The 13,663-nt window shown below is 45.4% G+C and carries 9 protein-coding genes; 7 read left to right on the top strand and 2 right to left on the bottom strand.

The window, feature by feature from the left end:
- The first annotated feature begins 71 nt into the window (after nt 1-71).
- From AC1VOR_RS15360 to AC1VOR_RS15330, 7 genes are all read left to right on the top strand, one after another.
- The gene (locus tag AC1VOR_RS15360; protein WP_482618950.1) at nt 72-5,072 is read left to right on the top strand and encodes an RHS repeat-associated core domain-containing protein; all 5,001 of its coding nucleotides are present in this window, start codon (nt 72-74) and stop codon (nt 5,070-5,072) included.
- Nucleotide 5,073: 1 nt separating this feature from the next.
- Complete coding sequence (locus AC1VOR_RS15355) at nt 5,074-5,331, top strand: Imm32 family immunity protein (protein WP_482618948.1); 258 nt, start codon at nt 5,074-5,076, stop codon at nt 5,329-5,331.
- Nucleotides 5,332-6,214: 883 nt separating this feature from the next.
- Nucleotides 6,215-7,264: a siderophore ABC transporter substrate-binding protein gene (locus AC1VOR_RS15350; protein WP_482618946.1), complete on the top strand. Its 1,050-nt coding sequence runs from the start codon at nt 6,215-6,217 to the stop codon at nt 7,262-7,264.
- 39 nt (nt 7,265-7,303) lie between these two features.
- Nucleotides 7,304-8,305, top strand: a complete 1,002-nt coding sequence (locus AC1VOR_RS15345; protein ID WP_482619196.1) for an ABC transporter permease — start codon at nt 7,304-7,306, stop codon at nt 8,303-8,305.
- Nucleotides 8,302-9,333 carry an iron chelate uptake ABC transporter family permease subunit gene (locus tag AC1VOR_RS15340; RefSeq protein WP_482618944.1) on the top strand — a complete coding sequence of 344 codons (1,032 nt, stop codon included), beginning with the start codon at nt 8,302-8,304 and terminating at the stop codon, nt 9,331-9,333. Before AC1VOR_RS15345 ends, AC1VOR_RS15340 begins: the two co-directional genes overlap by 4 nt.
- Entirely contained in the window at nt 9,330-10,082 is a 753-nt protein-coding gene (locus AC1VOR_RS15335) for an iron ABC transporter ATP-binding protein (protein ID WP_482618942.1), read from the top strand. The genes AC1VOR_RS15340 and AC1VOR_RS15335 overlap by 4 nt, the downstream gene beginning before the upstream one ends.
- 340 nt (nt 10,083-10,422) lie before the next feature.
- Nucleotides 10,423-12,342 carry an ATP-binding protein gene (locus tag AC1VOR_RS15330; RefSeq protein ID WP_482618940.1) on the top strand — a complete coding sequence of 640 codons (1,920 nt, stop codon included), beginning with the start codon at nt 10,423-10,425 and terminating at the stop codon, nt 12,340-12,342.
- A 51-nt stretch (nt 12,343-12,393) separates the two neighbouring features.
- On the opposite strand, the gene AC1VOR_RS15325 is transcribed toward AC1VOR_RS15330, so the two are convergent.
- Together AC1VOR_RS15325 and AC1VOR_RS15320 are read right to left on the bottom strand one after the other, a co-directional pair.
- Nucleotides 12,394-12,636, bottom strand: a complete 243-nt coding sequence (locus AC1VOR_RS15325; RefSeq protein ID WP_482618939.1) for an NHLP leader peptide family RiPP precursor — start codon at nt 12,634-12,636, stop codon at nt 12,394-12,396.
- Nucleotides 12,637-12,705: 69 nt separating this feature from the next.
- Nucleotides 12,706-13,650, bottom strand: a complete 945-nt coding sequence (locus AC1VOR_RS15320; protein WP_482618937.1) for a hypothetical protein — start codon at nt 13,648-13,650, stop codon at nt 12,706-12,708.
- Nucleotides 13,651-13,663: the final 13 nt, after the last annotated feature.

Raw genomic sequence — 13,663 nt, 5'->3', positions numbered from 1 at the left:
GCGAGCTTGAGGAACACGAAAAGACGTACTAACGTGAATGAGCGAATATAAACTTTCGGAGGGATCTAACCATGTGGAAGAAGGTCATGGGGCTGGTATTATCCCTATCGCTGATCGGAACGGGGATGTTTCAAACCGTATCCTTCGGTGCAGGGACGGAGCAGCAGACGACGAAGCAGATGGCTGAACGGAATGCGATTCAGAACGATATTCTCACGATTTCCGGGATCATGAAGGAATTTGATGTCAGTGAAGCCTGGATGGATGAGCAATTATCACAAGGATATACATTCTATCAAATATACAAGGCACTACAGGGGGGAAAAGAGGGCTATGAGTCGGCCATCGTCACCGATAAGCCCGTACGCCATATCGAGCAGGAACTCACCAGGTTATCTTCTGAGTCGAGCCTGCTACCAGATACTGCGCCTCAGAGGAGCGAAGGGCTGGCTGAGCTGCCCTCTGCAGCCGCTACAGACTATGATCAAGTCGCTATTGAGCAGCTATCGCTTAAGGATGACGCCTCTCTTTATCAACTGGGATATGGTGAGGATGCTGTAGCAGCCTCTACCGGGGACGTAAGGCTCCGTATTGCGGACCTCACGTTGCCGGGTGCCTTGTCTTTTACCTTGACTCGCATCTACGACAGTAGCCGAGCCAGCGAGGAGATTGGGGTTGCTCTAGAGAATGGAGCATATGTCAACCAGACGAAGGCTCGCCGGGAAGAGCAGGATTCCGCGCTGGGTCGGGGCTGGAGATGGGCATTTCCCTTCGTGGAGGAGCGGGAAGGCAAGCAGCTTCTGGACTTTCCTGGCATCGGCCGTTATCAGCTTACAGAAGACTTGAAGCTGCAAGGCTACCCTTGGGGGGACGTCGTTCTGGCAACGGATGGAACCCAAACGGTCGGGGGACTGACGAGTACCCTGAAGCTGTCCGTATTAAATGGCTACCAATATTATTTCAGCACTTCCGGTCATCTTATTCTGATGACGGATAACTATGGGAACCGCATAGAATTGCGCTACACTACGGGAGCGAATGGGGCAACGGTACTGTCCAGTATTCAAAATAGTGACGGACAGGAACTCGCCTTCACTTATGCGGCGGGACGGATTACCGTATCTCAAACCGGAACCGAGCGAAAAGTGGAGTATGTTACCGCAGTAGATGATGAGCAACCCATCTTGAGCGAAGTGAAGGATGCACTGGGGCGGAGTACAAAGTATTTTTACTATTACCCCGAGTCCCGTTACAACTTTCTGGCTGCTTTAAAGGATCAGGAAACCCTTCAGCCTGTCAAGCATTCGGCCTTATTGCTACGCGTGATTCATCCGGCTTCGGGGACAACGGAACTGGACTATACCCCGGCTCGCAAGCAAATTGGCGAATATGCTACGGATTTTGTCTTTAAGGCCAAGGAACGTAAGAATCTTTATTCCACGCCACAGGGAGATGTTGCTCTTCACCCGGCTGAATTCACTTATTCGGGGGAAGATTTGAACAGCTATGGACAAGCTGCAGTCTGGACGACGACAGTAGTTGAAGCGGATTCCACGAATACATTGAAGATTCGTAAGGCTTCTGGAGGAAGTGCACAGCCTGATCTCCTTTACCTGGATGAACAGCAAACAGCAGAAGCCTCCACGACGTATAAACAGCAATATAGTTATGATGCTCAAGTCGACTGGAATCTTCCGGTTCAGGTGACAGAGAGTTATCAGCAAGGGGGAAGCGAGTCTTCGCCTTTAACGACCACCTATCAATACAATGAACTGGGGCAGGTGCTGTCCGAGAATTGGAGTACAGGCCAGGAAGCAGCCTATACGTATACGAATTCTACGTCTCCCTATTTCTGGTCTTTGCCACAGCAGGTTCAGAACAAGGTTAGTGCGGCGCAGAAGCGAATAGAGCGTTATCAATATAATGCCCAAGGGAGTACGCTGCAGGTGGCGGTGAGAGAGAACAGCGCAAGTGGCAAGCTGTTAGCTCAGACAGATTGGACTTATGATGCTTCCGGTAATCCGTCTACGGTGAAGGTGAAGGATGACACACGTACGAACACGGTGAGTTATACGTACGCTTCACCGTACGGGAAGCAACTGTTAACGAAGCAATCCATGCTCGTCCATGCCGTCAACGGCAATGTGACTGAGGCGGAACAAAATTTCACGTATAGTAAGGCAGGGGAATTGCTCACAGCAGAGGATGAAGCTGGGGCTGTTACTACTTATACGTATGACGGATTAGGACGGATGCTCCAGACCTTGTACAGCGACCAAAGTACGATGACGGTGGCATACGATGACGATCGCAATACGGTGACAGCGACCGGGCCAGAAGGCATTACAACCGTGGAGCAATACAGTCCGTTTGGTCTATTGGTGAAGCAGGTCGTGGATGAGGCTGTTTTTGAGTACACCTATGATGAAGCGGGCAACCTGTCTCAGCACCTCGATGCCGAGCAGAATAACACGAAGTTTGCGTATGATGGCTTTGGCCGCCAAATCAAGGCCCTGTATGCCGATGGTTCGCAAGATGAGACGGGATACGATATGGTGAACCGCACGGTGACCTACAAGGACCCTGCCGGGGTACAGCTTCGTGAAAAGCTGGATTTGCTAGGGAATACACTGGCTGTGGAAGAATCGAAGGGCGGAGCATTTATAGCTTTGGAGCAAAGCACCTACGATCTGGAGGGCAATCCGGTCACGGTGACGGACGGTAATGGGCAACAGACCACGTATCAGGTAGATGCGCTTAGTCGGGTGATTGCGATTACGGACCCTGAGCAGCGTGTGACCAAGTATACTTATACCCTGGCCGGTGATTTGAGCAAGATTGAATACCCGGATGGGACTTCTGTGGGGAAAGAGTATAACGAGGTTGGTCAATTGACTCGTCAAATCAATGAACAGGGATTGGCCGAGGTTTTCTTCTATGATTCAAGGGGCAACCTCATTCAATATCTGGATCATGCCAGTCAATTTACCAACTATGAATATAATCAAGATAATGGGCTGACGAAGATTACAGCACCGGATCAAACGATAGAGTACACCTATGACGCTATGGGACGTCGCACCGGCATGACCGACGGAACGGGCAGCACGACCTACAGCTATGATCCAAACGATGGTGCACTGACAAGCATACGTTATCCAGACGGAGCACGGATTGATTACAACTACAATAAGCAATTGAGAACGGGTTACACGTTCACCGATGCTTCAGGGCGAGCTACCGGAGCAAGCTATACGGTGGATCCTATGAACCGTGTCAGCGCTCTGGAGGTTGTCCAAGGGGCAGCGGGAGCAAGCAGGTCTGCCGCAGGTACTGCTGGCTCATCCTCCGCTGCGTTCGCTGGTGGGGTTCTGGATCGCATGACCTTTGATTATCAAGCCAATGGTCTGCTACAACAAGGCGCATCAGGCAATGGTCCAAGCACCTCCTACAGCTATGATGGCTATGATTTGACCGGAATGACAATTGATGCCGGAGCTATGGCTCGCACGAAGAGAGCAGCCAGCCTAGCCGGGGAGTTGGACCCAGATGCTGATACAACTGGCGTAAACGATGCAACTGATGCTAGTTTGTCAGGAGAAGCCACGGTTACAGAAGCGACCTATGCATTGTCCTCTCTAAGCATAGCTAACGGGCACACGTTCACCTACCAGTATGATCGGAATAAGAATATTACGGGTAGAACGCAAAATGGAGCGGCAGATGCCTTCACGTATGACCCGCTTGACCGGATTCAACAGGAAAGCGGACTTAACGGGAACAAGAAATACACCTATGATCAACGTGGAAATATACAGCATGTAGAAGGACGTACTTTGCGTGGTCTGACGAATGCGAACTTCACCTTCGACAGTCTGAACCAGCTAACAAAGGTGAAGCTGGAGAACGGCAAGGAGGTAAGCTATACGTATAATGGCGACGGTCTGCTATATGAACGAGTAGAAGGTGATCAGCGGACCCGTTATTATTATGATGAAGAAGCCAAGTTAATCGCTGAGGCCGATGTGAAAGGCGGCATATCTAGCGTTAGCTATACCTATATCTATGATCTCAACGGCCGCCTGTGGTCCCGCATCGATCAAGCGACCAGCGGAGTGCAATACTACCAGTTGAATGGTCATGGGGATGTCGTGGGGTTGACCGATAGCCAAGGCAACCAACTCAATACGTATACCTACGACATTTGGGGCAACCCAGAAACGGAGGAAGAGACCGTACCAAACATCTTCCGTTATTCCGGCGAATACTGGGACAACACCACCGACCTGCAATACCTTCGCGCCCGCTGGTACGACCCGAATGCCGGTAGATTCGTGTCTAAAGACCCATATGAGGGAAGTATCGATAATCCGCTGAGCTTGAATCGGTATTCTTATGTGAGTAATAACCCGCTAAAATATATTGACCCTTCAGGTTATTTTGAATGGGACACTTACGAGGGTAAGGAACTTTTAATTCTATTGGATGAGGCTAGAGAAAAGTCGGAATTTAGTAAGAAAAATAAATATTATCAAGTGTATAAGGATTTCATATGGGACCGTTACAATTTTGAATCCTATATGGGGAAAAATCAGTATAATTATTTATATGATCATTTGACAGGAACCAGTGCATATAAGAATAATGAAGGTACAGCAACCTGGGCAAAGCAACAGATCGTAGATGCATTTTACGAATCAAAAGAGGCTGAATATGTTGCTTTGCTTGCCATTGGGATGGCAGGCGGGCTAGGCGGCGGGAGCAGCAAAGGGGTCAAAAGTGGTGTTAAGGGTAAATCTCTTAGCGAGCTTGGCCTTAAAGACGGAATGAAGATAAAGACAAATGATGCTCTTGGGAAAGCGGAACAGTTTCTAGGGTCAGAATATAAGGATATGGGAAATGGACGGTTTGTATCTACAGATGGAACGAGAGTTGTTAGAATGGGAGATACTGATATACTTGGTAAACATGGAGGGGGACCACATATGAACTTTGAAACATTAGTTCCTAATCCAAGTAAACCAGGAAAAATGAAAGTGCAGCAAAATCTGCATATCTATTTGGAGGATTAACATGGAAATAAAAATGCAAATTCCAACATATTCAAGAGATAATGGTCTCGAAATTGTTTGGGAGGATAACTTTATTATTCAAGCAGATAATAATGTGAATTCGATAGTGATTAGAGCCAATAAGGAAGGGCTTCAATCATTAGCGAAACACCTCCTTACTTTAGCACAAGATGAAGTGCCTATTGAAACCCATATGCATTACGATGAATTTAATTCATTAGAAGACGGCTCGTGTGAAATAGTAATTCAGAAGATATAAAAGTTTAGAGCCGAGTACAGGTAACTAGAGGGGATTATTACTCAAGAATAAACAATCTGTAAGTACATCTCAATCTCATTATACTGTATAGGCCAGTAATTAAAATAATTTTATTTCCAATTTATTCCAATACACTAAACTATTCTGCTCTAATGAAAAACTCTGAGTTTCTGGCTTGTTGTGGCCGGGAGACTCAGAGTTCTTCATTAGAAACCTTGATTGGCTTCGTGTCTTTCAAGGTTTTTCTTTTCTAGCGTATCGAGAAACCCCCATCTTTTAGCTGGTGAAAGTCTGGTTGTGGGAGGGGGAGAAATCAATCATTAATTGCTCAAAAATAAACAAAGAGGTACGTTATTCAACGGCTAAGAAGCTCCCATTACATTTTCAGTAACTTGGAAAAAATAATTCGGTGAAACAAGGTGCAACTGGTGGTGTTGAGCAATGGGGAGTAAAGAACGCCGATGGAACGTTTAGTTTGGAGGATGAAGTTGAAACCCTAAGGTAGTGCAAGCGGAGGACTAACTGCACTACTAAGTATCGCTCTAATTATCACTTTTGCTTAACGCCCTCACTCCAACGCCCGCTCTAAACAAGCCCCCATCACTATGGCTTGTTTCATCTTCCCTAATTTATATCTCATCCCCAGCCTGAAAGCTGCTTTCCTCTCTACCCAAACTCACTTTCGCCTGAGATTTTCCCCTCAGAAGTCTTGATTTTCATATCATTAGCGGCTATACTAACCGACAGAGCGCTCTATTGAAAATGATTATCATTACCATTTAAGGCTGGGAGGATAAGAATCGACCAATTAGGGAGTACGTGAAACGCCTGATCGGCGGATTAACGATTAGAGAAAACTTATATTCTGGGGAGGATATGTGATATGAAGAGGTCTTTTTCTGTAAAGTTGATAATGATGATGGCTCTGTTGGTGTTAGTGCTGGCAGCTTGCTCGAATTCAAATAAAGAAGCTAATCAAGCATCACAGCCTGCTAACACTAATGCTAATACTAGCGATACTGGAAGTGAAGCGGTAACTACGCCTGCTACGGTGGAGATTACGGATGCTCATGGTACGGTTACGGTTCCTGTCAATCCTAAGAATGTCGTTGCACTGGATAGCAGAACTTTCGAGACGCTGGCTAGCTGGGATGTGAAATTAGCGGCTGTTCCGAAGGATGTTATGCCTGCTGACTCGCCGTACGTCACGGATGAATCCGTTCAAAATATCGGTAATCATCGTGAACCGAATCTGGAGTTAATCGCAGCAGCAGATCCGGAGTTGGTTATTATCGGTCAAAGATTTGGTAACTTTTATGAAGATGTAAAGAAGCTTGTGCCGAATGCAGCCGTGATTGATTTGAATTTTGATGTATCCGAGAAGGCTGCTACACCGGGTGAGAACCTGGTCAATGGATTTAAGGATTCTACAATAAACTTGGGAAAAATTTTTGATAAGAACAAAGAAGCCGAGCAACTGGTAGCTGCTTTTGATCAAGCCTTGGAGGATGCAAAGTCTGCCTACAATGGAACGGATAAAGTGATGAGCGTCGTCGTTTCTGGCGGAAATATCGGGTTCTCTGCCCCTCATTCCGGACGCGTCTGGGGACCATTGTATGACATTTTCGGCTGGGCTCCGGTGTTAGAGGTGGAAGGTGCTACAGCGGATCACCAGGGGGATGAGGTGTCGGTAGAAGCCATCGCCCAAAGCAATCCGGATTGGTTGTTCGTATTGGATCGTGATGCTTCGATCTCTTCAGAAACCGAAGCCGTTCCGGCCCAGGATGTCATTGATAATGCGCCTGCTCTTAAGAACACAACTGCGGTTACAGAAGAACGGATTGTCTATGCTCCTAAAGACACCTACACCAATGAATCCATTGAGACTTTTATAGAGTTGTTTGAAAACCTTGCAGATGCTTTAGCTAAGTAAAGGGGTATAACCAAAGTGTCGAACAGTTCTATACCGAATATGACCGGGGTTGAGAATTCTCAACCCCAACGTCATAAGCATAACCAGATATGGACAATACCTTTTATATTAACGGTTCTAGCTGTTATCCTGCTGGGCATCTTATCCCTGTTCACCGGAGTATATGATATTCGGGGACAAGCGGATGGCATGGAAATGTTCTTCATTACTCGTGTACCAAGAACCATTGCTCTCATGCTTACCGGGGCGGCCATGTCGATGGCCGGACTCGTCATGCAGTTGATTACTCAGAACCGTCTAGTTGAGCCAACCACCACGGGAACGATTGAATGGTCGGGGTTGGGGCTGCTTGCGGTTTATTTATTATTTCCGGCCCCCTCTTTAACCTTGAGAATGACGGGCGCGATCCTTTTTTCTTTTGTGGGGACGATGATTTTCTTTGCATTTTTAAGAAGAGTTAAGCTTCGTTCATCATTAATTGTCCCGATTATTGGACTGATGCTTGGCGCTGTAATTTCTGCCTTTTCCACGTTCGTTGGACTCGTCTTCCAGGCAAGCCAAAGTATTGAGAATTGGTTCGTCGGGTCTTTCGCGCCGATTCAGGTAGGGAGATATGAATATTTGTGGCTTATTGTGATCGTTACGGTGCTTGTCTTTTTTTATGCTAATAAGTTGACCTTAGTTGGACTTGGAGAGGATGTAGCAACCAATCTTGGGGTGAATTACAACCGAATAGTTCTCTTTGGCACATGTCTGATTTCGCTAGCGGTAGGCATTGTGGCGGCGGTGATTGGGAACTTGCCGTTCCTGGGATTGATTGTTCCCAATATTGTGTCCATGTTCAGAGGCGATGATCTGAGGAGTAATCTGCCCTGGGTGTGCTTGATCGGGATGGGTACCATTACAATCTGCGATATTATTTCCCGAACGATTATTATGCCGTTTGAATTGCCAGTCTCTTTGATTCTTGGAACCGTGGGAGCAGTCGTCTTTATTGCTATTTTGCTGAGACAAAGACGGTCAAGGGGGAGACTAGGATGAGCGAATTAGTAGTTAGTAGCAATAAGCAGAGATCAGCCAGAGCTTTTCGTACGAGAAAAGAAGAACGGCATTATTGGCTGCTGCTGGCAGCATTAATTGCCTTGGGCGCGTTATCTTCATATGGACTTCTAGTGTATAACAATCCGGTGCCTGTAACTTCTCCTTCTTTCATCCCCGTTGTGACAAGACGGGTGGAAGCTCTTGTTGCCATGTTAGTTGCTGTAGTGTGTCAAGGCTTGTCAACGGTTGCTTTCCAATCGATTACGAACAACCGAATCATTACTCCATCGCTCTTAGGCTTTGAAGCGATTTACTCAACCATTCATACCAGCACAATTTTTTTCTTCGGTACCGCTGCCCTTGTGAATTTTAGCGGTATAGAGTCCTTTGCCATTCAGGTTGCGGCTATGGTCTTGATGTGCCTGATCCTGTATGGTTGGCTGCTCTCAGGGAAATACGGCAATTTACAGCTCATGCTGTTAGTGGGCGTTATCCTTGGCACAGGGCTAAGGTCGGTATCGTCTTTTATGAGAAGATTGCTGGCACCATCTGAATTTGATATTTTGCAGGCCAGATTGTTTGCTTCCGTCAACCACGCGGATGCGGCTTATTTTCCTTTTGTCATCCCGGCAGTTATTATAGTGGCTCTGCTGCTGTTTGCCAATTCAAGAAGGCTAAATGTATTGTCTCTGGGCCAGGATGTGTCTACTACGCTGGGCGGCAACCCCCGAGTAAACGTTATTTATACGCTTATTCTGGTTTCGGTGCTGATGGCCATTTCGACCGCATTGGTTGGACCGCTTACCTTTTTTGGATTTTTGGTTGCCACCTTAAGCTATCAAGCTGTTCCAACCTATGATCATCGATACCTATTTCCAATGTCTTTAGCCATAGGCTTCTTAATCCTGACGGGCGCTTACTTTATGATGTACCATGTCTTCAATGCCCAAGGCGTAGTGTCAATCCTTATTGAACTGTTTGGTGGAATCACCTTTTTAATCGTGATACTAAGGAAGGGTGCCTTATGATACAGATCAATCATGCGAGGAAGAAATATGCGGATGGTGTGGAAATAGGACCTCTGAATATAGAAATACCCAAAGCGGGTTTGACTTCTTTGATCGGTCCCAATGGGGCTGGCAAATCAACCACTTTGTTAATGATCGGAAGACTACTGAATCTGGATGAAGGTCAAATTCAGGTGGCCCATATGGATGTCTCGACATCCAAATCACGCGACTTAGCCAAAATTCTGACGATCCTACGGCAAGAAAATCATTTTGTCACCAGACTTACGGTTAGACAGCTTGCCGGGTTTGGACGTTTTCCTTACTCCCAAGGCAGACTGACCCAAGAAGATGAAGCTATCATTTCTAAATATATTGATTTCTTACAATTAACTGATCTGGAGAATCGATACCTGGATGAACTGTCCGGGGGGCAAAGGCAAAGAGCCTACGTAGCCATGGTGTTATGCCAAGAGACGGAATACGTACTGCTGGACGAGCCTCTGAACAATCTGGATGTGGCTCGATCTGTTCTGATGATGGAGCATTTAAGGCTTGCCGCCAGTGAATTTGGTAGAACCATTCTGGCTGTAATGCATGATATTAACTTTGCGGCCAAGTATTCTGATCGAATCTGCGCTATGAAAAAGGGACGTATTGCCGCTTTTGGAACCGTGCAAGAGGTTATGCAGCCTGAAATCCTGACCGATATTTTTGAGACGAAAATAGAAATTTTCGAGGGTCCTTACGGACCCATAGCGATTTATTAGTAATTGCTTAACCTTGATTGGCTCCAAGCCTTTCAAGGTTTTTTTAAGTGGACACTTCTTAGGAGTACAGGGAGTTATAGGTTCTCTTCTAGTTGGATTAAGCATTTTTTCCAAAAGATTCATAGATAAATCATGTTAGAAACGGTAAAATAGCTTTGTTGCTAAAAAGCTAAAATATTATCGTATTTACCATATAATTGAAGGTTTTTGCGAAGTTATATCGAATGGTATGTGTTGGCAGTTCTTTGTATGCTAAATAGCTGCTGCCCGCTCACCACGATACGGCTTCCTGAAGGGAAAATTGTAAGTGGTTTTCTCATCTTAATTACAGAGGTGCTGTATGAAGGCTTTGACTAAGGGGATTATAGTTTTTTTCGTGCTACTGCTGGGGGCAGTTTGTGTTTTTCTATTCTTAGGATCAGAGGACCCCAAATCCGATACTGTTCTTATAGACGAATGGCAGGTGGCTTGGACGGAGGAGTTCAACCCCAATATTAGCATGGAGCAACTTGAGAAGACGGCTAAATGGAGTGAAGTCAAAGCTGATGGGGATATTCCAGAGAAACCCAGTCCATCCATGTCACAATGGATTAAATTCCAACTGCCTGAATTGATCGATAACACACAGGTTATGTTTATTGAGAAAATAAATGCTAGACATATTGTTGTAGATTTAGATGGTGATCGGATTTATGAACTGCAACGTCAATCCAACTACGGAATTAACAACGTGGTTATTCCAATCACTGCTGAGAATTCAAAACAAACGGTGTATCTAGGGGTATCTTCTGCGACCTATAAGATAGGCCTTTTTGCTCCAGTTAAAATTGGTGACTATCAAGGATTGATGAAGAAGTTTGTCAGAGATAATATTACTGACTTGGTTGTAGGAAGTACATTAGTATTTATTGCGGCCATTATGCTGTTCTGTTCCCTCTTTCTGAAGTACGTGAATATACCAATGTGGGTTTCCCTCTGTGGAGTTATATTTTCAAGTGGCTTGCTGGTACTTACATACACAGCCTTCGTCTTCTGGCTGTTTGATTACGCAATCGCAGATAGTCTATTAATGATAGTGTTTGATTTAGCTCTGTTTAGCTTGCTGCCTTCACTTACTTATTTCTTTGAACAGATATTTGGTGCAGGTTACTATGGTTTAATTCGAAAATCGCGTAAGTTCCTTGTCGCCTACTCGTTGTTTTGTTTACTACTGCTATTTATTAATGAGTTGTCGGGCAATAATTTTGTAACGCTCTACACGGTATTTACGGTTCAAATTATGGGATTTATCATGATTGCTCAATTCCTTATTCTAGCAGGTAACTTAACCATTAATGTTATCAAGGGGAATAAAGAGGCAGTTATTTTGTTGACGGGTTTCTTAATTTTTGCCTTTCTTAGTGTAGGGGAATTAATATGGTTCTACTATGTTGCAGGATATTATACTTTGTTCTTGTGGAAGCTGGGGATCGTTTGCTTCTTAGGGGCATTAATTATTATATTGAGTAGACGTTTTGTTGCGAATCATGAGCAGGTTGTCGAATACTCCAAGCAACTTGAGATGTTTAATAATGAGCTACAGCGTTCCGAGAAGATGGAAATTATCAGTGAGTTAGCAGCTTCTGTGGCACACGAGGTTCGTAATCCATTGCAGGTCACCCGTGGTTTCTTGCAATTGCTTGTCGAGAAGCAGCAAAGTTCGGACAAGGTGTTTCTTAATATGGCATTGGAGGAGCTGGATCGCGCTTCGGCCATCATTACGGATTTCTTAACCTTTGCCAAACCAGAGGGTGGGAAGGTGACCGATTTGAACATCCTTGCCGAATTTGTACATATCGAAGGAATACTTATTCCCCTTGCTAATTTACAAGGGGGCAAGCTTACGGTACAAATTCCAAACAATTTATATGTACGAGGTAACTCTTCCAAGTTCAAGCAGGCGTTTATTAATATTATCAAGAACAGTATTGAAGCGCTAAGTGGCCAGGGTGAGATTCAAATCTGGAGCTATGAAGAGGAAGGGAATGTGATTATTCATATTAAGGATAATGGGGAAGGCATGGATGAGGAAGTGCTGGCAAGATTAGGTGAACCTTATTTCTCTAATAAAACAAAGGGAACAGGCTTGGGGCTAATGGTAACGTTCCGCATTATAGAGGTTATGAACGGAGAAATTTCTTTTACTAGCAAAAAAGGGGCAGGGACAGAAGCTATTATCCGATTTCCCTCTGCAAACCAGGAGAAACAAATTACAGGATAACTTATCTTCAATCCCTGCCGTTTCGTGATGTTATAACAAGCTTGTTGTGAGTTAGAACCATACTCCTGCGGGCTTTACTTCACTCTTTACTACTTTCTCCGGATTCGGTGGGAGCACGACATAGAATTCGTCTGCGCTTTCCTCTACCGTTTTAACTTTGATATGATCCGGGAGAGTTACACCTAAGGCTTCTTGAATTGCAGCCTTCGGGTTGGCAAGCAACTTTGCTTTGAAGCTAGGATCTTGCCATGCTTTTTCAACAACTTGTGATTGAAAGAGAGCTCCTGATGTCATAAGATCACCCTTTCTACTAAAAAATAGTTATAATTTCCCTGTTATCATACCACGAAATTCGACAAAGTGCTAGGAATCAGTCCTATTTTTCGTCAACCAGTACGCTAATCCGCCTTGAGTCAACAAATTTCGCTCTTTTTGCAGACTTTCGGCCCCGTCCTTAAGGCTTTGTTTCAGGTAGTCATGGAAGGCCTGTAAATGGGGCAACCCCTCTGCTGTTTGGGCTAAGATCGCTGTATTATAATCCGTCTGAATGGCGTATGTAAGCAAGATGTCCCGGACGTATAGCGCGTGCTTAATTTCCTCCGGCGTTGGTCTGCGTTCCGGGGGAATTTGCAGTTCCTGCTGTACGGCTGAGATTAGTGCGTTATAGCTGGCTTCTTGTAAATCCTTCTCCCAATCTTCCCAATCGTCTAACATTTGCAACGTCATCAGTACGGTATCGACAGCCGTTTCGAAGTCAGCGATCCGTTCCTCACGCCCGGTTAACAGGAGTGCTCCCACCACGGTCAGTTTGACCGGCGCAGCCTTGTGCGCGATCCGTACGGGGTTTTCCTGAAAGAAATCGCTTTCATTCTCGGAAGCAACGACTTCAGCCCACTCGGTCATATACTTGCGGTAATAACTCCAGAATGGCGATGAAGGAGGATAATCCGTCGCGTAAATTCGCCAAAATTCGAGCTGTATCAAGTTGGCAAGCGGTAATTTACGTTTGTTATCCTTCGTTTCGGGCTCATCCATGACTTCATCAATAAGATGGTAATACATCATCACAAAGATCATGGCCACCGTAAGACGCTTGCTGTCTTCCGTCCTGGTGCCTGCAGCCTCCTGGAGCCAGAAAGGCAGAAGATAGCAGATGTAGTTCTGTGATCCGGGCCGTTTGAGGGCATGAAATCTGTCAAGGTAGTTAAGTGCCTGGTTGCGGAATTCTTCGGGTATTGCGGACAAGATTTTCTCGGCTTGATTAAATGCCAGTTCCAAATCTTTTTCATAATTTGTGAACCATTTCACTAAAAAGACCTCC

Source organism: Paenibacillus sp. 1SOY10 (assembly GCF_056836745.1).
The sequence above is the reverse complement of the archived record's forward strand: the minus strand, read 5'-3'. Positions and strand labels throughout refer to the sequence as shown.